The organism is Citrobacter sp., from assembly GCF_050252275.1.
Lineage (GTDB): Bacteria > Pseudomonadota > Gammaproteobacteria > Enterobacterales > Enterobacteriaceae > Citrobacter_A > Citrobacter_A amalonaticus.
Genome location: NZ_JBFWLF010000012.1, coordinates 11,577 through 30,719, shown reverse-complemented (window position 1 = coordinate 30,719; position 19,143 = coordinate 11,577). Strand labels below are relative to the sequence as shown.

Genomic DNA, 19,143 nt, shown 5'->3' with positions numbered 1-19,143 from the left:
GTGCTCTTCCGATCTGACGCCGACCGTGTGTTTGTCGGTAAACGCGCGGGTTATCACTGCGTGCCGCAGGAGGAAATTAACCAAATCCTGCTGCGTGAAGCGCAACAGGGCAAACGTGTCGTCCGTCTGAAAGGCGGTGACCCGTTTATCTTTGGTCGTGGTGGTGAGGAGCTGGAAACACTGTGCCATGCCGGTATTCCGTTCTCCGTGGTGCCGGGAATTACCGCGGCGTCCGGCTGTTCCGCCTACTCCGGCGTTCCGCTGACCCACCGTGACTACGCCCAGAGCGTACGTCTGGTTACCGGGCACCTGAAGACCGGCGGCGAACTGGACTGGGAAAACCTGGCGGCAGAAAAACAGACGTTGGTGTTTTACATGGGGCTAAATCAGGCGGCCACTATCCAGCAAAAACTGATCGAATTTGGCATGCAGGCCGATATGCCGGTCGCACTGGTTGAAAACGGCACCTCGGTGAAACAACGGGTAGTCAAAGGTGAACTGAATAATCTCGGCGAACTGGCAACACAGGTGGCAAGCCCGGCGCTAATCATTGTGGGGCGCGTGGTGGGATTACGTGAAAAACTAAACTGGTTTTCTAATCACTAAGCCTTAATTGTCGGTAAGGTCAGCATCGCCTGGCCTTATCTTTTTGGCCCTACAATACAAGATCCAGATCCGGACATTGCATTAACTCATTAATTTTAAAAAGATTACCCCTTCCACCTCTCCTGCATGCCTATTCCCTTACTGACGCGAAAAATAGATTACGTTATCGTCGACCCCGGTTAGCGAATTAAGATTCACTAATTCAATTGATGGTTAAAAAATTATATTTTTTACAAAGGGAATGTAAATGAACACGTTTATCAAAATGGCACTCTTAGGTGCGGCACTGGCAACCCTGACAGCTTGTACAGGTCACATCGAAAACCGTAATAAGACCTGCTCTTATGACTATCTTCTGCACCCTGCCATTTCTATTTCTAAGATGATTGGCGGCTGCGGCCCGACCGCAGAATAATCTCGCTGATCATTGCGCCGATACAAAAAAACCGGGAATCTCCCGGTTTTTTCATTTCGCGTTCCCGTTACGGCCTGGCAACAAAACCAATCGCTTCATAAACCGCTTTCAGCGTAGCTGATGCACGCGCGCCCGCTTTTTCCGCGCCGTCTTTCATCACCTGTTGCAGGAAGGCTTCGTCGTTACGGTAACGATAATAACGCTCCTGCAACTCGGTCAGCATGCCGGATACCGCATCGGCGACTTCGCCTTTCAGGTGACCATACATCTTGCCTTCAAACTGTTTTTCCAGTTCCGGAGTACTCTGTCCGGTCACGGCGGAGAGAATATCCAGCAGGTTAGAGACGCCCGCCTTGTTCTGCACGTCGTAGCGCACCACCGGCGGCTCTTCGGAATCCGTTACCGCGCGTTTAATCTTCTTGACCACCGATTTCGGATCTTCCAGCAGGCCAATCACGTTGTTGCGGTTGTCGTCCGACTTGGACATCTTTTTCGTCGGCTCCAACAGAGACATCACGCGGGCGCCTGATTTAGGAATAAACGGCTCAGGAACTTTGAAGATGTCGCCATACAGCGCGTTGAAACGCTGAGCGATATCGCGGCTCAGTTCCAGGTGCTGTTTCTGGTCTTCGCCCACCGGCACCAGGTTGGTCTGATACAGCAGGATATCTGCTGCCATCAGTACCGGGTAGTCAAACAGACCAGCGTTGATGTTCTCAGCGTAGCGCGCTGACTTATCTTTGAACTGGGTCATACGGCTCAGTTCGCCAAAATAGGTGTAGCAGTTCAGCGCCCAGCTCAGTTGCGCATGTTCAGGCACATGAGACTGAACGAAAATGGTGCTTTTCTCAGGATCGATACCACACGCGAGGTAGAGCGCCAGCGTATCCAGCGTCGCTTTACGCAGTTGCTGGGCATCCTGACGAACGGTGATAGCATGCTGGTCAACGATGCAATAGATGCAATGGTAATCATCCTGCATGTTCACCCACTGACGCAGTGCACCCATGTAGTTACCAATGGTCAATTCACCTGAGGGCTGTGCGCCACTAAAAACGATGGGCTTAGTCATTTTTCGATTCCTGATTTTCGCTATGCGGAAGCCCGAGAGCGGGCAGTAGTTCATTAATGCGGTCATACATGACGTCTGGCTGGCTCAGCGCGATGGGTTCACCATAGTTGTAACCATAGGTGAGGCCAACGGACGGGCAGCCAGCGGCTTTTGCCGCCTGAATATCATTACGCGAATCCCCCACGAAGAGCAATTGCTCTGGCGCAATGCCGAGCTTACTTGCCACCAGCAGCAGCGGATCCGGATGTGGTTTTTTGTTCTGGACGTCGTCACCGCCAATAACGACGCTGAAATATTTACTGATATCCAGCGCATCGAGCAATGGCGCAACAAACGGCGTCGGCTTGTTGGTCACCAGACCGAGCGGCAGTCCTTTGGCGTGCAGTGCGCCCAGCGTGTCGGCGACATCCGGGAACAGAAACGTCCCTTCTTCTGCAACATCTCCGTAGTAGCGGTCAAACAGCTTACGCAGAATACGGACCTGCTCCTCGGCGGGAATATCTTCATCGACCGGCGGCTTGCCCATCGTCTTACGCAGTATGGCGCGCTCCTGACGAGACCAGGTTAACGCCCGCTCCATCAATACATCAGCACCGTTACCAATCCAGGTAATGACGCGCTCTTCACCGGCAACCGGCAGCTCCAGCGCATACAGCGCCATGTCCACTGCGGCGCTCAATCCCGGCGCGCTGTCCACCAGCGTTCCGTCGAGGTCAAAGGCAACGCCCCGAATATCCTGCAATTTATCCATGACTTACCTTCGCCAGTTCGCTGCGCATGTCATCAATGACTTTTTTGTAGTCTGGCTGATCGAAGACGGCGGAACCGGCGACAAACATATCGGCTCCTGCGGCGGCGATTTCAGCTATGTTACTCACCTTCACGCCGCCATCCACTTCGAGGCGAATGTCGTAACCCGACTCGTCAATGCGACGACGGACTTCGCGCAGTTTGTCCAGCGTTTGCGGAATGAAGGACTGACCGCCAAAACCTGGGTTAACGGACATCAACAGGATCACATCCAGCTTGTCCATTACATAGTCCAGATAGCTTAATGGTGTCGCCGGATTGAAGACCAGCCCGGCTTTACAGCCGTGCTCTTTAATCAGTTGCAGCGATCGGTCAACGTGTTCGGAGGCTTCCGGATGAAAGGTAATGATGCTGGCGCCCGCGGCTGCGAAATCCGGGATGATTCGATCGACCGGTTTCACCATCAGATGCACATCGATGGGAGCCGTAATGCCATATTTACGCAGGGATTTCAGTACCATCGGACCCATGGTCAGATTCGGTACATAGTGGTTGTCCATGACGTCAAAATGCACGACGTCACCACCGGCAGCCAGAGCTTTCGCGGTGTCCTCACCCAGGCGAGCAAAATCAGCCGACAGGATTGAGGGGGCAATCAAATACTGTTTCATCCGCTTCTCCTTGAGAATTATTTATTCGCGGGTGAAACGACTCCTGGTTTGTACAGAGCCAGCAGTTCGTCCACCTTTTTACGTGTGCCGCCGTTGCTGCTTATACTGCGCCGCACTTTGACCTGAAAATGTTCCGCCGCTTTATACCATTCGCGGGTATCCGGCGTGTCATGGTTCGAAATTAACACCGGGATCTGCTTACTGACCAGCTTTTCGGCCATTTTAGCCAGATGGGCCTGCTCTTTCGGGCTGAAGCTATTGGTATGATACGCGGTGAAATTCGCCGTTGCTGACAGCGGGGCGTAGGGCGGATCGCAATAGACAACCGAGTTCGCATCCGCTTGCTCCATGCACTCATCATATGAGAGGCAGTGGAATTCCGCATTCTGCGCTTTTTCCGCAAAGTGATACAACTCAGCTTCCGGGAAGTAAGGCTTTTTGTAACGTCCAAACGGCACGTTAAACTCACCGCGCAGATTATACCGGCACAGGCCGTTGTAACCATATCGGTTCAGATAAAGGAACAGAACCGCACGACGGAAAGGATCCTGGCTGGCATTGAACTCTTCACGGAACTGATAGTAGAGCTCAGCCTGATTGGTTTCCGGGTTAAACAGTTCACGGGAAGCCTTCACGTACTCGTCGGTACGGGTCTTCACGATCTTATAGAGACTGATGAGGTCGCTATTGATATCGGCAAGAATATAACGAGAAAAGTCGGTGTTAAGAAACACCGACCCTGCACCCACAAAGGGTTCGACCAGGCATTCGCCCTGCGGTAAATGCCGTTTGATGTCGTCAAGCAGAGGATATTTACCCCCTGCCCACTTCAGAAAAGCGCGATTTTTTTTCATGCTGACTAACTAATTACACCTTCTCCGGCTGTGGAGAAAGCTCCGACAGCATCCTGCGCTTTAACATTATTTCAGATCGGCCTGTACCTGATGCAACGGTTTGGCCCACGGATTTTTTGCCTGCACATCGGCTGGCAGCGTGGAAACCGCGCGTTTCGCATCTTCTTTCGAGGCATACACGCCAGACACCAGAACATACCACGGTTGGCCGTTACGCGTCGTCTGATACACCACATAGTTTTTCAGATTCTCTTTCTTCGCCCAACCATTCAGGTTGTCGTAGTTTGAAGAGCTGCTGAGCTGCAGGGTGTAATGACTGGACGGTGCGGACTTCAGCGATCCGACGTTACCGGCGCTTTTAGCGCCAGATGCGCTACCTGCCGTTGCCGCTGGCGTGGTCTGAGCAGGTGCTGGCGTTTGCGCGGGCGCTGCTGTCTGTGCCGGTGCGGTGCTGACCGTCGCTTTTGGCGTCGTCGTGGCCGTAGGCGCTGCGGGTTCAGCCCGTTTAGGCTGAGCCGCCGGTTTCGGTGCTGCGGACGTCGTTTTCGCGGTGGTCTGCGGTTTCTTCGGCTCGATCACAGCCTGTTTACGTTCAGGTCGCTGGGCGCTGGCGGCGGGTGCCGTCGCCGTCTGGCTTGACGCAGTACCATTACGCACGGGCGCAACGGTCGCCGGTTCTGTTGGCAGCGTAGAGTTTACCGCCACATTATTTAGCTGTTCCTGACCCTGCGGTTGCGTCAGTGCATTGTTCAGATCGCCCTGCACTTCTACACGCTGTTGACCTTCTGTGGTCACAGGCGTTTGACCCTGCGTTGGCGTGGAGGAAATTGGTGGCAAAGAAACATCCTGCTGCGTGTTACCCGCAGCCTGTTCAGCGGAAGTGCTTCCCGGAGCGGGTTGGGCGCCGTTTGCCTGGTCAGCGGCATTGCCGGTGAGATCGATATTCTTCTCGCCAGACGCCGTTTGTTCACTTGAAGACGGGGTGGAAGGCGCTTTCAGCGCGGAGCCAATGCCGATGATCAGCAGCAGCAGGACCAGCACGCCCACGCCCATCATCATGTACTGACGTGAAGCGGGTTTACCGGCGGCTTTTTTACGCTTACGCGGACGACGCTCGACGCGTTCTTCATCCACGAACTCTTCATCATCGGATTCGTAATCCTCTTCCCTCTCTTGCTCATCAAGGCGTTCTTTACGCCCGCGCGCAGGACGGCGATCGTCAGCGTCCAGATCAACATCATCAAAGTTGATCTGCGGTTCACCGCGTTCTGAAGATTGACGAGAACGACCAGTACGACGATCGCTGGGATCGGGTTTCAGCTCGTCTTCTGGTTTGAATTCATCCATTTAACACCCCACTCAAAGGCTAATGCTTACGACGTTGCAACTAACCTGAATCTAAATGGCCGATACGTGAGCCGTATCAGTCCGCCTTTCTTGTTGTTACGCCTGCTGGCAATCAGCAATAGCGTTAAGAACCACCTCATGCGACACGCCGCCGCGTACTTCACTTTTCCCTATTGCCAGCGGAAGGACTAAGCGCATTTCTCCCGCCAACACTTTTTTATCACGCAACATGTGCGGCAGGTAAGCCTGCGCGGACATCTCGCGCGGTCCGTGGACCGGCAAGCCGGCACGTTTAAGTAACGTGATGATGCGCTGCGTATCTTCTGGCGCAAACTGCCCCAGACGTTCCGACGTCCGCGCAGCCATTACCATACCTGCTGCGACCGCTTCACCATGTAACCAATTGCCATAACCCATTTCAGCTTCAATGGCATGACCGTACGTGTGCCCCAGATTCAGTAAAGCACGTAAGCCGGTTTCGCGCTCGTCTGCGGCAACAACTTCGGCTTTCAGCTCACAACAACGACGAATACACCAGGCCATTGCCGGTCCGTCCAGACGCAGTAACGCATCCAGATTCTCTTCCAGCCAGCTAAAGAATTCGCCATCCAGGATAATGCCGTACTTGATCACTTCCGCCAGACCAGATGCCAGTTCACGGGCAGGGAGCGTTTTCAGACAGTCGAGATCCACCACCACGGAGGCCGGCTGGTAAAACGCGCCGATCATGTTTTTGCCGAGGGGATGGTTTACGGCGGTTTTACCGCCAACGGAGGAGTCAACCTGCGACAAAAGTGTCGTCGGGACCTGGATGAAGCGCACACCGCGCTGATAGCTGGCAGCGGCAAAACCGGTCAGGTCGCCAATGACGCCACCGCCCAGTGCGACCAGCGTCGTATCACGACCATGCGGTTTTTGCAGCAAGGCGGTGAATACCGTATCCAGCACCGTCAGGCTTTTGTACTGCTCGCCGTCAGGCAGGATGACGCTATCAACGTTCACACCCGCTTGTTCAAGTACGCTGCGAATCTTATCAAGATAAAGGGGAGCCAGGGTTTCGTTGGTGACCAACATAACCTGATCGCCCGATTTCAGCGGTAAGAATGAAGCTGGTTCGTTAAACAAACCAGCCGCGATGGTGATAGGGTAACTACGTTCCCCGAGAGTGACGGTAATCCTCTCCATGACGCGACATCCACCTTAATGACTTATACCCGCTTACCGAGTGTGTATTAAGCCAGAATCAGTTGCTTTCCAGCATATGAATAATCTGGTTTGCAACGACTTTGGCGCTCTGATCATCGGTACGAATGGTTACGTCGGCAATCTCTTCATACAGCGGATTGCGTTCGTCGGCCAACGCTTCCAGAACTTCACGAGGCGGCGCTTCTACCTGCAACAGCGGACGTTTTTTATCGCGCTGCGTACGCGCAAGTTGTTTTTCGATGGTCGTTTCGAGATAGACCACGACGCCACGCGCGGAAAGACGATTACGGGTTTCACGCGATTTTACAGAGCCACCACCGGTAGCCAGCACAATACCCTGTTTTTCCGTCAATTCGTTGATGACTTTCTCTTCACGATCGCGGAAGCCGTCTTCACCTTCTACGTCGAAGACCCAGCCCACATCAGCTCCGGTTCGTTTCTCAATCTCTTGATCAGAATCGTAAAATTCCATATTGAGTTGTTGAGCTAACTGGCGCCCAATAGTGCTTTTTCCGGCACCCATAGGCCCAACCAGAAAGATATTGCGTTTCTCTGCCATTTTTTCGGTACTACTAAGACTATTCGTTAATGATAAACCCGCGTCGCAGACACTGAGCGCAGCAGGACATGAACTGAAACCTCATAAGATATTGCGAGAGTCAGACTGAAAATTATCTCAATACTCAAGCAGGTTTGGCAACTGAATAAATCATCAAACCAGATTGTAGACAACCCGAGTCGGCATTGCCGGACGGCGATGAGAAGTACCGACTCTCAAATCGGTACTCCTTGTATGCTAAATAGCTGCGCACGTCAAATCCCTGAAACGAGTTAAGTGCAAAAACAACGGTGTTTCATGCATAAATCATTCTGTCGAGACCAATCTGGGCGTAATAAATACCACCAGCTCACGACGTTCGTTTTCTTTCCCATCGTGGCGAAAGAGTTGTCCAAACCAGGGAATATCACCTAACAGCGGAATACTGTCCTTCCAGGTTTTATTCTTGTTTGAAAAAATGCCGCCCAGCGCCAGCGTCTCTCCGCTTTTCACCTCCACCTGCGTTTCAATTTCCTGCTTATCGATGGCCAGTACCTCGCCATCCGCTTGTTGTAGCATCTGCCCCGGCATGTTCTGGCTGATGCGTAGCTTCAGGCGGATCCGCCCCTTCGGTAAAACCGTTGGGGTGACTTCCATCCCTAGCACGGCCTCTTTAAATTCCACCGACGTCGCACCGCTTTCGCCGCTGGAAACCTGATAGGGGATCTCGCTCCCTTGCTTGATGCTGGCAGGCTGTAGGTGAGAAGCCAGCAGTCGCGGACTGGCGATAATATCGAGCTGCTGCTGTTGCTCCAGTGCAGACAGCTCCAGATCCAGCAACCGCCCATTAATACGACCAATATTGAACCCGACGCGGGTGGTCGCATTCGCGACCGAGAGATCGCTGGCTATCGTTGTCACTTGCCCCACCGCACCGGCCTTCTCGGCCTCTGCCAGTGTCCATTTCACCCCCAGTTCACGCAGACTTTTTTCATTAATGGTGACGATATGCGCCGCCAGTTCGACCTGTTCTATCGGGAGATCCATTTGTGCCACCCACTGTTCCACCAGCGCCAGCGTCGGCGAGTTATCCCTGACCAGCAGTCGATTGGTACGCTTATCTACCGTGAGGCTACCTTTGGCACTCAGCAGTTTATCCCCCGCTTTCGCCAGTTCAGTGGCATCTGCGTAATGCAGGGCAATATGCCGATTCTCCAGCGGTAAGTTCGCCTGGCGTCTTGCGACCTCCGCCTCCTGTCGCGCCGCCTCTTCGCTCTGCCAGCTCTCGGAATGCACATGTAAAATCGCCCCTTCCTGACGTAACACCAGTCCTGCGCTTTTCACTACCGTCTGGAGCGCCTGTTTCCACGGGACATCCGTCAGATGCAACGACACCACGCCGCTGACATCCGGCGATATCACGAGGTTTTTTCGCTCCTGTTCAGCCAGTGCCTGAAGAACCTGCGTGACGGGCACGTCATCCACCACCAGCGTCACGTTCTGGTTTTTTCCGGCCTGAACCGGCTGCAGGATGGCGATCAACACCACCAGTATCCATTGCTTCATTACCCTCTCCTTGTCGTTGCCACTGCCACTGGGGCGGGTCACACTCTTTACCTGTGCTCACTGTCAGCGTCTGTGCCGTGAGTTGCACGATAGTCCAGCCATTATCCAGAACCTCATGTTGCTCGACACGCCGCCAGTGATGCTGCCCGTCCTGAAGCAGTCCAATATTTCGCTCTCCCTTGCTCACCATCCCCTGGTATTGCCATTGCGCCAGCTCGGCACCATGGCAATGATCTTCCGGCTGGCGGAACGGATCGCGCATGCCAGTCAGCATCAACAATGAAAGAGCCACCAACACCGCGTTCTTACCCTTCATGGATAGACTCCAGCCTGAGCGTCAACACTCGCTCGTCGTTTTCTGCTTTCAGCGAAAATCCACTCACAGACATGCCTCGTGCCGCCAGGTATCCGAACAATGACACCATCGCCTCCCAAGGCGCCTTCACCGCAAGTTCTCCGCCCTGCGCCGATGGACGCCAGTACAGTAGCTGCACATTCGGCACCTGAAGCGTGAGCGGTGAAAATACCGGGATTTGCGATGCCGATGAAAGCTGTGCCTCTGCCTGCGCGCCAGAGAGGTGATACAACGTTGAACTGAGTTGGCGGTTGGCCACCCGTTGCTGGCTAAGCGCACCCTCATCACGCATTCCCGGGAAGAACAGAAAAGACAACGCGATCGTACTTAACGCAGCCACCCAACTTACCCAGCAGACAATGCGGGTACGCGGCGAAAAAGCGCACCAGGTGTCAAAGAGGGCGATCATGCGCTTCTCTCCATATCACACGGTACTGGAACTGCCAGTATCCCTGCGCATCCTGCAGGGTGGCGCCGGTATGGTTTATCTCAAACATCGGCGAGTCGCGCAGGGCGGCTTCCAGTGCGCTGAGCGCAGAAAAGGTGAGCGCTTTTCCACTGAGTTCCAGTGAGCTCTGCTGGTAGTCCATACTGGTTAGCCAGGCCTGTGCGGGCACACTCAACGCAAGACTTTCCAGCGCGGGCTGCCAGCGGCGGGTCTGCTCGCGCAATCTGTCTCGTTGAATGACCTGCTGCGCCTGACGCTGGCGCGCCTCAAGCCGGGGTTTCACTGTCGTAAGCGCCGTGGCAAGTTGTTGCTCCGCCTGCAACAACACCCCATTTGCCTGCCCGCTCGTGGCGCGGGCGAGGTATCCGATCAGCGTTAGTGCCAGTACGATCGCCGCTGATGCGCCGAATAGCCCACCCCACATACGCAGACAGGCATTACGCCGCTGTTGCCGCCAGGGCAAAAAATTGACGGGAAGATGCATCAACGCATTTCTCCCAGCGCCAGTCCAAGCGCAACGGCGAATTCATGACCTTCCCTGGGTACGGGAGGCTGACGAATTGAAACCGCCCGCCAGGGGTCAAACCCCTCTTCTGCGCAGAGCGCCACCTCTTCGCTTCTGAGGGAGAGCCCGGCTGCCAGGTCGTGAAGATGAGCTATCTCTGCCCGCGATTTACGCCCCCATGCGTTGCGCGTCGCCCACAGCCACTGCGTGTCATCGCGCCACACCAGGCAGGTTTGTTCCGGGGAAAGAAAAGGCAGCAGACGCTGCAATGCGCAGGCATCTGGGGTGATCGCCGTAACGTTTACACCGAGTGTTTTCGCCAGCGTTAACAGACCCGAAATCTCTTTGTCCTGCGCGGCGGTGACCGTATAGGCCGGGGCGAGCGCATCTTCGCTATAGTCAAAGCGCAGAGCCGCCGACTCCATATCCAGTTCACGCGCCATCGAACCGGTCAGCCAGGCCGTTTGTTCACGCTCGCGAAGCGACATTGAGGGGCGGGGAAAGCGCTTTTGCCGCGTCCGACTCGCAGGAAAAGAGAGGTGTATATGGTGGCGTTGCGGCAGCTCGCGACTCCACGGTTGTAACACCGCCACAAGCTGTTCGGCGTCGTGGAAATGTCCGTCGCTGATTGTGTGTTGCGCCAGCGGCAGACGCCACCAGCGCTGTAGATACCAACCCGACGCGCCGCGAACGACGGCAACCGCCAGGGCTTCGTGTGGCTGAATGTGCAGGCCGACTTGCCAGAATCTGAAAGCCATTGCTGATGATCTCCTTATCACCCGTCGCTCTCACGGGTATATCAATGCGTCTGGCTTGCCTTTATACTACCGCGCGGTTGTTTATAAACTGCCCAAATGAAACTAAATGGGAAATCTCCGGTGAAGTTCGTAAAGTATTTATTGATCCTTGCAGTATGTTGCATCCTGCTGGGAGCAGGCTCGATTTATGGCCTCTATCGCTATATTGAGCCACAGTTACCTGACGTCGCGACGCTTAAAGATGTGCGTTTGCAGATCCCGATGCAGGTTTACAGCGCAGATGGCGAGCTCATTGCGCAATATGGTGAAAAACGTCGTATTCCGGTGACGCTCAATCAGATCCCGCCGGAAATGGTCAAAGCCTTTATCGCCACAGAAGACAGTCGTTTCTATGAGCACCACGGCGTTGACCCGGTGGGGATTTTCCGTGCGGCAAGCGTAGCGCTGTTCTCCGGCCACGCCTCGCAAGGGGCGAGTACCATCACGCAGCAGCTCGCAAGAAATTTCTTCCTCAGTCCTGAACGCACGCTGATGCGTAAGATTAAGGAAGTGTTCCTGGCGATCCGCATTGAGCAGTTGCTGAGTAAAGATGAGATCCTCGAACTCTATCTGAACAAGATCTACCTCGGTTACCGCGCTTATGGCGTCGGAGCGGCGGCACAGGTCTATTTCGGTAAATCAGTCGACCAGTTGGATCTGGGTGAGATCGCGGTAATTGCCGGCCTGCCGAAAGCGCCTTCTACCTTTAACCCGCTTTATTCGATGGACCGCGCGACCGCACGTCGTAACGTGGTGCTGTCGCGCATGCTGAGCGAAGGGTACATCACTCAGGCACAGTACGATCAGGCGCGGAATGAGCCGATCGACGCCAACTATCATGCGCCGGAAATCGCTTTCTCCGCCCCGTACCTGTCAGAAATGGTGCGTCAGGAGATGTACAACCGTTATGGCGAAAACGCCTATGAAGACGGTTACCGCATTTACACCACGATCACCCGTAAGGTGCAGCAGGCCGCGCAACAGGCGGTACGTAATAATGTGCTGGACTATGACATGCGCCACGGCTATCGCGGTCCGGCCAACGTGCTGTGGAAAGTGGGTGAAACCGCATGGGACAGTAAGAAAATCACCGATACGCTGAAAGCGCTGCCAACTTACGGGCCGTTGCTGCCAGCTGTGATCACCAGTGCAAACCCGCAGGAAGCGACGGCGACTCTGGCAGACGGCACTTCGGTCTCGCTGCGGATGGAGGGCATTCGTTGGGCGCGTCCTTATCGTTCGGATACTCAGCAAGGCCCGACGCCGCGTAAGGTCACTGACGCGGTGCAGACCGGTCAGCAGATCTGGGTGCGGAAGATGGGCGAAGCCTGGTGGCTGGCGCAGGTTCCGGATGTGAACTCCGCGCTGGTCTCTATCAATCCAAAAAACGGGGCCGTGCTGGCGCTGGTCGGCGGTTTTGACTTTAACCAGAGCAAGTTCAACCGTGCCACTCAGGCGCTGCGTCAGGTCGGTTCTAACATTAAGCCGTTCCTCTACACTGCCGCGATGGACAAAGGTCTGACGCTGGCGAGTATGCTGAACGACGTGCCAATTTCTCGCTGGGATGCTGGCGCCGGTTCCGACTGGCGTCCGAAAAACTCACCACCGCAGTACGCAGGCCCGATTCGTTTACGTCAGGGGCTGGGCGAATCGAAAAACGTAGTAATGGTACGCGCCATGCGGGCCATGGGCGTGGACTACGCGGCGGAATATCTGCAGCGTTTCGGCTTCCCGGCACAAAACATTGTGCGTACCGAATCCCTGGCGCTGGGCTCCGCGTCATTTACCCCGCTACAGGTGGCGCGTGGTTATGCCGTCATGTCGAACGGCGGCTTCCTGGTCGATCCCTATTTCATCAGCAAGATTGAAACGGACCAGAACGGCGTAATTTTCGAAGCGAAGCCGAAAATCGCCTGCCCGGAGTGTGATATTCCGGTGATTTACGGTGATACCCAGAAATCCAACGTTCTGGAAAACAGCAACGTCGAAGATGTCTCCATCTCTGGCGAGCAGCAGAACGCCGCCGTGCCAATGCCCAAACTGGAGCAGGCAAATCAGGCGTTAGTGGCGCAGACCGGGGCGCAAGAGTACGCACCGCACGTGATCAACACGCCGCTGGCTTTCCTGATCAAGAGCGCGCTGAATACCAACATTTTCGGCGAACCCGGCTGGATGGGTACAGGTTGGCGTGCAGGTCGTGATCTGAATCGCCACGATATCGGCGGTAAAACCGGGACCACCAACAGCTCGAAAGACGCCTGGTTCTCCGGCTACGGTCCGGGGGTAGTCACCTCCGTATGGATTGGATTTGACGATCACCGCCGTGACCTGGGGCGCACCACCGCCTCTGGCGCGATCAAAGATCAAATCTCTGGCTACGAAGGCGGTGCGAAAAGTGCGCAACCCGCGTGGGATGCTTACATGAAAGTGGTGCTGGAAGGGGTTCCTGAGGAGCCGCTGACGCCGCCACCAGGCATCGTCACGGTTAATATCGATCGCAGCACCGGACAACTGGCAAACGGCGGTAACAGCCGGGCAGAATATTTCATCGAAGGCACGCAGCCGACACAGCAGGCGGTGCATGAGGTGGGAACGACCATCACTGACGGTGGTGAGACACACGAACTGTTCTAAATAAAAAGGCGCTGCGGCGCCTTTTTTCATTCCTTCAGGGTGCTCGTTTACAGCCGTCCCTGCCCTTTCAGCCATTCGCGTACAAGAAACAACGCGCTCACGTTTCGTGCTTCGGTAAAGTCGGGGTCTTCCAGCAGATCCATCAGATGCGCCAGCGGCCAGCGCACCTGCGGCAACGGTTCGGGTTCATCGCCTTCCAGTGACTCGGGAAAAAGGTCTTCCGCCACCACGATATTCATCTTGCTGGAAAAGTAAGACGGCGCCATGCTGAGTTTTTTTAAAAAAGTCAGATCATTTGCCCCAAAACCGACCTCTTCTTTCAGTTCCCGGTTCGCCGCTTCAAACACGCTTTCACCCGGGTCGATCAACCCTTTGGAAAAGCCCAGCTCATAGGACTCCGTTCCCACCGCGTATTCACGAATCAGAATCAGGTGATCGTCAACGATCGGAACAATCATTACCGCTTCACGGGTAGAGGGACGCATCCGTTCATAGACACGACGCACGCCGTTGCTGAATTCGAGGTCCACGCTTTCAACGCTAAATAGCCGCGACTGTGCGACAGTTTCGACGTTCAGAATGGTGGGTTTTTGTAATGATTTGCTCATCGTGAGAATCTATGCCGTGAAATCAGTCGTTATTGTGCGATACGCAACACGGTTTCGGCAATGCGAATTGCCAGTTATTTACATTTATGTAACCTAATAAAAATATAATTCCTATTTCAAATTAAAAGTCAATAGGTTGAAATAGGTCCAGGAATTTGCTGATATTCCGCTTTTGCAGGTTTTGCTATCATCAGCATTCACTGGGATGCGCTGAAAAATGCTCAAGTTCAACTCCATGCTTGCCGATAGCCAACCACGGGATCACGTTCATTGTGACAGGGTGCGACTGACCACACCTGACAGATTAAGTAAGATGGGGAAAGCATGAGCACCATTCTGATTTTTTTAGCGGCGTTGCTGGTCTGCGCATTGCTGGCCTGGTGGCGACTTAACATTCGTGCCAGACGGCGTAAGCTGCCGTGGACAAATGCATTCTCAGAGGCGGCAACGCGCAAACTCACGCCTGAAGAACGCAGCGCCGTTGAAAATTATCTTGATAGCCTGAGTCAAATCCAGCAGGTACCCGGTCCGACGGGCGCCAGCGCGGCCCCTGTTTCCCTGACGCTGAATGCTGAAAGCAATAACGTCATCATTCTGACCCACTCAATCACCCGCTACGGCATCACGACGGACGATCCGAATAAGTGGCGCTACTACCTCGATTCCGTCGAAGTCCATCTGCCTCCCTTTTGGGAACAGTACATTAATGATGAAAACAGCGTTGAGCTGATCCACACCGATACGCTGCCGCTGGTGATCTCGCTAAATGGTCATTCCCTGCAAGAGTATATGCAGGAGGCGCGTGGTTACGCGCTGCAACCGACCACATCCACACAGGCGTCAATTCGCGGCGAAGAGAGCGAACAAATTGAGTTGCTGAACATTCGTCAGGAGACGCATGAAGAATATGCGCTCAGCCGCCCGGCCGGTTTCCGCGAAGCGCTGTTAATTGTCGCCGCTTTCCTGCTGTTCTTTTTCTGTCTGGTTACGCCGGACGTCTTTGTGCCGTGGATGGTGGGCGGAGCCGTGCTGTTGCTGGCGGCAGGATTGTGGGGCTTATTCGCGCCGCCATCGAAATCCGCACTACGCGAAATTCACTGCCTGCGGGGAACACCGCGCCGCTGGGGACTGTTTGGCGAAAATGACCAGGAGCAGATCAACAATATCTCGCTGGGGATTATCGACCTGGTGTATCCAAGCCACTGGCAGCCTTACATTGCGCAAGATCTCGGCCAGCAAACAGATATTGATATTTATCTCGATCGCCACGTCGTGCGTCAGGGACGGTTTTTATCCCTGCATGACGAGGTTAAAAACTTCCCGTTGCAGCACTGGGTACGCAGCACGATCATCGCCGGAGGCTCACTGCTGGTGCTAATGATGCTGTTGTTCTGGATCCCGCTCGATATGCCGATTAAGTTCACGCTGTCGTGGATGAAAGGCGCACAAACCATCGAAGCAACCAGCGTAAAACAGCTTGAACAGTCCGGCGTGCGCGTCGGCGACACGTTAAATCTTCGCGGGACCGGCATGTGTAATATTCATGCGCAGGGCACCTGGAGCGCACAAACCAGTTCACCGTTTATGCCGTTTGATTGCTCGCAAATCATCTGGAATGACGCCCCTGCGCTGCCGTTGCCGGAATCCGATCTAGTGAACAAAGCCACTGCGCTCTCGCAGGCCGTTAACCGCCAGTTGCACCCCAAACCGGAAGATGACTCTCGCGTCAGCGCGGCCTTGCGCTCCGCCATTCAGAAATCGGGCATGGTGCTGCTGGATGATTTTGGCGATATCGTCCTGAAAACCGCTGAGTTGTGCGCGGCAGAAGACGAGTGCGTACGCCTCAAAAATGCGCTGGTTAACCTGGGGAACAGTAAAGACTGGAGTGCGCTGGTGAAACGGGCCAACGCGGGCAAACTGGATGGTGTTAACGTTCTGCTGCGTCCCGTCAGCGCCGAATCGCTCGACAATCTGGTTACCACCTCCACGGCGCCCTTTATTACCCGCGAGACCGCCCGCGCCGCCCAATCGCTGAACAGCCCCGCCCCTGGCGGATTCCTGATTGTCAGCGATGAAGGCAGCGATCTGGTCGATCAGCCCTGGCCGACCGTATCGCTGTACGATTACCCGGCGCAGGAACAGTGGAGCGCCTTCCAGCGACTGGCACAAATGCTGATGAACACGCCGTTTAGCGCCGAAGGGATTGTCACCAATATCTATACTGACGCCAATGGCACGCAGCATATCGCCCTGCACCGCATCCCCGATCGTTCTGGTTTGTGGCGTTACCTCGGCACCACGCTGCTGATGCTGACGATGCTAGCCTGCACACTCTATAATGGCGTACAGGCATTCCGCCGCTACCAGCGTCATCGCACCCGCATGATGGAGATTCAACAGTACTATGAAAGCTGTCTGAATCCGAAGCTCATCAGCGCTCCGGAAAGCCTCATCTGATAACATGTCTGCGGCGCCGGATGTGCTACCCTGTGCCGCATCGCGTTTTCTTCTGGAGAGTTCCCATGCATATTGATATTGCCTGGCAGAACGTGGATACCGTTCTGTTAGACATGGACGGCACGCTGCTCGACCTGGCGTTTGATAACTACTTCTGGCAAAAGCTGGTGCCTGAAACCTACGGCGCGCAGAACGGGATCTCGCCACAAGAGGCGCAGGAACGCATCCGCCAGGAATATCATGCCGTGCAGCATACGCTAAACTGGTACTGTCTTGATTACTGGAGCGACCGTCTGGGTCTGGATATCTGCGCGATGACTACCGCAATGGGGCCGCGAGCGGTGTTACGTGACGATACAATCCCCTTTTTAGACGCGCTCAAAGCCTGCGGTAAACGGCGGATTTTGCTGACCAATGCGCATCCGCATAATCTGGCCGTGAAGCTGGAGCATACCGGTCTGGCCTCACACCTTGATTTATTACTTTCTACCCACACATTTGGATATCCCAAAGAGGATCAGCGGTTATGGCGCGCCGTGGCGGAAGAAACGGGAATGAGTGCAGAGAAAACGCTGTTTATCGACGATAGCGAACCTATTCTCGATGCGGCGGCGAAGTTTGGTATTCGTTATTGCCTCGGCGTGACTAACCCCGACTCTGGCGTTGCGGAAAAACAGTATGCGCGCCATCCGTCATTGAATGACTACCGCCGACTGATCCCCTCACTGATGTGAAGGAGACGCCATGAAAGAGAAGCCCTCGGTTGAGGTCAGACTGGATAAATGGCTTTGGGCTGCGCGGTTTTATAAAACCCGCGCACTGGCCCGCGAAATGGTGGACGGCGGGAAAGTTCACTATAACGGACAGCGCAGTAAGCCGAGCAAGATCGTCGAACTGAACGCCACGCTAACGCTGCGTCAGGGCAACGACGAGCGAACGGTGGTGATCAAGGCGATCACCGAGCAGCGTCGTCCGGCCAGCGAAGCCGTCACTCTGTACGAAGAGACAACGGAAAGCATAGAGAAACGCGAAAAAATGGCGCTGGCGCGTAAGCTTAACGCTCTGACCATGCCGCACCCGGACAGGCGACCGGACAAAAAAGAACGCCGTGACCTGTTACGATTTAAACACGGCGACAGTGAATAACTGTCGCCCGCTAGAGAGATGATTATGCCGCAACATGACCAATTACACCGCTATCTGTTTGAAAATTTTGCCGTGCGCGGCGAACTGGTAACCGTATCGGAAACCCTGCAACAGATCCTCGAAAACCATACTTATCCGCAGCCAGTGAAAACCGTTCTCGCTGAGTTACTGGTTGCCACCAGTCTGCTCACGGCGACGCTGAAGTTCGCCGGTGATATCACCGTTCAGCTCCAGGGTGATGGTCCGCTGAGCCTCGCGGTGATCAACGGCAACAACAATCAGCAGATGCGTGGTGTGGCGCGCGTCCAGGGCGAGATCCCGGAAGATGCTGACCTGAAAACGCTGGTCGGTAATGGTTATCTGGTCATTACCATTACTCCGGAAGAAGGCGAGCGTTATCAGGGCGTTGTCGGTCTGGAAGGCGATACGCTGGCGGCATGTCTGGAAGATTACTTCCTGCGTTCTGAGCAATTGCCAACCCGTCTGTTCATTCGTACCGGTGATGTTGACGGGAAAGCCGCTGCCGGCGGAATGCTGTTGCAGGTGATGCCAGCCCAGGATGCGCAAGCAGATGACTTCAACCATCTGGCCACGCTGACCGAAACTATCAAGGCGGAAGAGCTACTGACCCTGCCAGCCAATGAGGTGCTGTGGCGTCTGTATCACGAAGAAGAGGTCACCCTTTACGATCCGCAGGACGTTGAGTTCAAATGCACCTGCTCGCGCGAACGCTGTGCTGGCGCACTGAAAACGCTGCCGGACGAAGAGGTGGATAGCATTCTGGCGGAAGAAGGCGAAATCGATATGCATTGCGACTATTGCGGGAGCCACTACCTGTTCAATGCCATGGATATTGCCGAGATACGTAATAACGCCTCCCCTGCCGATCCGCAGGTTCACTGATCGATATCCTGTACCGGTCGGATGACGCGATGCGTCTCCGACCGTCCGCACTAAATTCCGCACTTTTTGCTAAAATTTTCTTTCGTGGTGAATCGATATTTTGTATGTAAGTGGTTTGTTAATTTCCCGCATGAATGCGATTACACTCACAACATTCCCGTGAAAAATACTAATCCTTAACCTTTTAGGAACATTTTCCACAACTAAAAAGTCATTCCTGCCATAATAAGCCCCGCTTCGTGACTGGAGTCACAGCGTTTTCAGT

General features: G+C 54.6%; 20 protein-coding genes. 7 read left to right on the top strand and 13 right to left on the bottom strand.

Annotation, left to right across the window (positions count from 1 at the left end):
- Together cobA and AB7E14_RS02155 are read left to right on the top strand one after the other, a co-directional pair.
- Nucleotides 1–606 (top strand): uroporphyrinogen-III C-methyltransferase (gene cobA, locus AB7E14_RS02160; RefSeq protein WP_428169303.1); only part of this gene is annotated, 606 nt, incomplete at its 5' end.
- A gap of 247 nt (nucleotides 607–853) precedes the next feature.
- A complete protein-coding gene (locus tag AB7E14_RS02155; RefSeq protein ID WP_042998406.1) occupies nucleotides 854–1,021 on the top strand; it encodes a DUF4223 family protein in 168 nt (55 codons plus the stop codon).
- A 67-nt stretch (nucleotides 1,022–1,088) separates the two neighbouring features.
- Here the strand turns inward: AB7E14_RS02155 and trpS are convergent, their stop codons facing one another.
- From trpS to AB7E14_RS02095, 12 genes are all read right to left on the bottom strand, one after another.
- Nucleotides 1,089–2,093 (bottom strand): tryptophan--tRNA ligase, encoded by a 1,005-nt coding sequence (trpS, locus tag AB7E14_RS02150; protein WP_316962328.1) that lies wholly within the window; start codon nucleotides 2,091–2,093, stop codon nucleotides 1,089–1,091.
- Entirely contained in the window at nucleotides 2,086–2,844 is a 759-nt protein-coding gene (gene gph, locus AB7E14_RS02145; protein WP_316962329.1) for a phosphoglycolate phosphatase, read from the bottom strand. Before gph ends, trpS begins: the two co-directional genes overlap by 8 nt.
- Nucleotides 2,837–3,514: a ribulose-phosphate 3-epimerase gene (gene rpe / locus AB7E14_RS02140; protein ID WP_042998409.1), complete on the bottom strand. Its 678-nt coding sequence runs from the start codon at nucleotides 3,512–3,514 to the stop codon at nucleotides 2,837–2,839. The genes gph and rpe overlap by 8 nt, the downstream gene beginning before the upstream one ends.
- Before the next feature lie 17 nt (nucleotides 3,515–3,531).
- Nucleotides 3,532–4,368, bottom strand: a complete 837-nt coding sequence (dam, locus tag AB7E14_RS02135; RefSeq protein ID WP_042998410.1) for an adenine-specific DNA-methyltransferase — start codon at nucleotides 4,366–4,368, stop codon at nucleotides 3,532–3,534.
- 66 nt (nucleotides 4,369–4,434) lie between these two features.
- The gene (gene damX, locus AB7E14_RS02130; protein ID WP_316962330.1) at nucleotides 4,435–5,715 is read right to left on the bottom strand and encodes a cell division protein DamX; all 1,281 of its coding nucleotides are present in this window, start codon (nucleotides 5,713–5,715) and stop codon (nucleotides 4,435–4,437) included.
- Nucleotides 5,716–5,811: 96 nt separating this feature from the next.
- Nucleotides 5,812–6,900, bottom strand: coding sequence for a 3-dehydroquinate synthase (gene aroB / locus AB7E14_RS02125; protein WP_042998412.1), 1,089 nt, complete (start codon nucleotides 6,898–6,900; stop codon nucleotides 5,812–5,814).
- Between the two features lie 58 nt (nucleotides 6,901–6,958).
- On the bottom strand, nucleotides 6,959–7,480 hold the full coding sequence (gene aroK, locus AB7E14_RS02120; protein WP_042322869.1) for a shikimate kinase AroK: 522 nt from the start codon (nucleotides 7,478–7,480) through the stop codon (nucleotides 6,959–6,961).
- 306 nt (nucleotides 7,481–7,786) lie between these two features.
- On the bottom strand, nucleotides 7,787–9,025 hold the full coding sequence (gene hofQ / locus AB7E14_RS02115) for a DNA uptake porin HofQ (RefSeq protein ID WP_316962331.1): 1,239 nt from the start codon (nucleotides 9,023–9,025) through the stop codon (nucleotides 7,787–7,789).
- Nucleotides 8,937–9,341, bottom strand: a complete 405-nt coding sequence (locus AB7E14_RS02110; RefSeq protein ID WP_052522436.1) for a HofP DNA utilization family protein — start codon at nucleotides 9,339–9,341, stop codon at nucleotides 8,937–8,939. Before AB7E14_RS02110 ends, hofQ begins: the two co-directional genes overlap by 89 nt.
- Nucleotides 9,331–9,789, bottom strand: coding sequence for a DNA utilization protein HofO (locus tag AB7E14_RS02105; RefSeq protein WP_316962332.1), 459 nt, complete (start codon nucleotides 9,787–9,789; stop codon nucleotides 9,331–9,333). The genes AB7E14_RS02110 and AB7E14_RS02105 overlap by 11 nt, the downstream gene beginning before the upstream one ends.
- Nucleotides 9,773–10,312 carry a PilN domain-containing protein gene (locus AB7E14_RS02100; protein WP_316962333.1) on the bottom strand — a complete coding sequence of 180 codons (540 nt, stop codon included), beginning with the start codon at nucleotides 10,310–10,312 and terminating at the stop codon, nucleotides 9,773–9,775. The genes AB7E14_RS02105 and AB7E14_RS02100 overlap by 17 nt, the downstream gene beginning before the upstream one ends.
- Nucleotides 10,312–11,091, bottom strand: a complete 780-nt coding sequence (locus AB7E14_RS02095; RefSeq protein WP_316962335.1) for a DNA utilization protein HofM — start codon at nucleotides 11,089–11,091, stop codon at nucleotides 10,312–10,314. Before AB7E14_RS02095 ends, AB7E14_RS02100 begins: the two co-directional genes overlap by 1 nt.
- 120 nt (nucleotides 11,092–11,211) lie before the next feature.
- Between AB7E14_RS02095 and mrcA the strand changes: the two genes are divergently transcribed.
- Nucleotides 11,212–13,764 carry a peptidoglycan glycosyltransferase/peptidoglycan DD-transpeptidase MrcA gene (mrcA, locus tag AB7E14_RS02090; protein ID WP_044327315.1) on the top strand — a complete coding sequence of 851 codons (2,553 nt, stop codon included), beginning with the start codon at nucleotides 11,212–11,214 and terminating at the stop codon, nucleotides 13,762–13,764.
- 47 nt (nucleotides 13,765–13,811) lie between these two features.
- Here the strand turns inward: mrcA and nudE are convergent, their stop codons facing one another.
- Nucleotides 13,812–14,372 carry an ADP compounds hydrolase NudE gene (nudE, locus tag AB7E14_RS02085; protein ID WP_042998419.1) on the bottom strand — a complete coding sequence of 187 codons (561 nt, stop codon included), beginning with the start codon at nucleotides 14,370–14,372 and terminating at the stop codon, nucleotides 13,812–13,814.
- A gap of 324 nt (nucleotides 14,373–14,696) precedes the next feature.
- On the opposite strand from nudE, the gene igaA reads away from it, so the two are divergent.
- The 4 genes from igaA (at nucleotide 14,697) to hslO (ending at nucleotide 18,878) form a co-directional block, all read left to right on the top strand.
- Entirely contained in the window at nucleotides 14,697–16,829 is a 2,133-nt protein-coding gene (igaA, locus tag AB7E14_RS02080) for an intracellular growth attenuator protein IgaA (RefSeq protein WP_192502994.1), read from the top strand.
- Between the two features lie 65 nt (nucleotides 16,830–16,894).
- Complete coding sequence (yrfG, locus tag AB7E14_RS02075; protein ID WP_042998421.1) at nucleotides 16,895–17,563, top strand: GMP/IMP nucleotidase; 669 nt, start codon at nucleotides 16,895–16,897, stop codon at nucleotides 17,561–17,563.
- 10 nt (nucleotides 17,564–17,573) lie between these two features.
- Nucleotides 17,574–17,975 carry a ribosome-associated heat shock protein Hsp15 gene (gene hslR / locus AB7E14_RS02070; protein ID WP_044253504.1) on the top strand — a complete coding sequence of 134 codons (402 nt, stop codon included), beginning with the start codon at nucleotides 17,574–17,576 and terminating at the stop codon, nucleotides 17,973–17,975.
- A gap of 24 nt (nucleotides 17,976–17,999) precedes the next feature.
- Nucleotides 18,000–18,878 (top strand): Hsp33 family molecular chaperone HslO, encoded by an 879-nt coding sequence (gene hslO / locus AB7E14_RS02065; RefSeq protein ID WP_043001765.1) that lies wholly within the window; start codon nucleotides 18,000–18,002, stop codon nucleotides 18,876–18,878.
- The last annotated feature ends 265 nt before the right edge of the window (nucleotides 18,879–19,143 follow it).

Excerpts from the sequence above, each read along its gene's own strand:
- AB7E14_RS02155 (WP_042998406.1), top strand. The coding sequence starts at position 854 with ATGAACACGTTTATCAAAATGGCACTCTTAGGTGCGGCACTGGCAACC.
- trpS (WP_316962328.1), bottom strand. The coding sequence starts at position 2,093 with ATGACTAAGCCCATCGTTTTTAGTGGCGCACAGCCCTCAGGTGAATTG.
- gph (WP_316962329.1), bottom strand. The coding sequence starts at position 2,844 with ATGGATAAATTGCAGGATATTCGGGGCGTTGCCTTTGACCTCGACGGA.
- rpe (WP_042998409.1), bottom strand. The coding sequence starts at position 3,514 with ATGAAACAGTATTTGATTGCCCCCTCAATCCTGTCGGCTGATTTTGCT.
- dam (WP_042998410.1), bottom strand. The coding sequence starts at position 4,368 with ATGAAAAAAAATCGCGCTTTTCTGAAGTGGGCAGGGGGTAAATATCCT.
- damX (WP_316962330.1), bottom strand. The coding sequence starts at position 5,715 with ATGGATGAATTCAAACCAGAAGACGAGCTGAAACCCGATCCCAGCGAT.
- aroB (WP_042998412.1), bottom strand. The coding sequence starts at position 6,900 with ATGGAGAGGATTACCGTCACTCTCGGGGAACGTAGTTACCCTATCACC.
- aroK (WP_042322869.1), bottom strand. The coding sequence starts at position 7,480 with ATGGCAGAGAAACGCAATATCTTTCTGGTTGGGCCTATGGGTGCCGGA.
- hofQ (WP_316962331.1), bottom strand. The coding sequence starts at position 9,025 with ATGAAGCAATGGATACTGGTGGTGTTGATCGCCATCCTGCAGCCGGTT.
- AB7E14_RS02110 (WP_052522436.1), bottom strand. The coding sequence starts at position 9,341 with ATGAAGGGTAAGAACGCGGTGTTGGTGGCTCTTTCATTGTTGATGCTG.
- AB7E14_RS02105 (WP_316962332.1), bottom strand. The coding sequence starts at position 9,789 with ATGATCGCCCTCTTTGACACCTGGTGCGCTTTTTCGCCGCGTACCCGC.
- AB7E14_RS02100 (WP_316962333.1), bottom strand. The coding sequence starts at position 10,312 with ATGCATCTTCCCGTCAATTTTTTGCCCTGGCGGCAACAGCGGCGTAAT.
- AB7E14_RS02095 (WP_316962335.1), bottom strand. The coding sequence starts at position 11,091 with ATGGCTTTCAGATTCTGGCAAGTCGGCCTGCACATTCAGCCACACGAA.
- nudE (WP_042998419.1), bottom strand. The coding sequence starts at position 14,372 with ATGAGCAAATCATTACAAAAACCCACCATTCTGAACGTCGAAACTGTC.
- igaA (WP_192502994.1), top strand. The coding sequence starts at position 14,697 with ATGAGCACCATTCTGATTTTTTTAGCGGCGTTGCTGGTCTGCGCATTG.
- yrfG (WP_042998421.1), top strand. The coding sequence starts at position 16,895 with ATGCATATTGATATTGCCTGGCAGAACGTGGATACCGTTCTGTTAGAC.
- hslR (WP_044253504.1), top strand. The coding sequence starts at position 17,574 with ATGAAAGAGAAGCCCTCGGTTGAGGTCAGACTGGATAAATGGCTTTGG.
- hslO (WP_043001765.1), top strand. The coding sequence starts at position 18,000 with ATGCCGCAACATGACCAATTACACCGCTATCTGTTTGAAAATTTTGCC.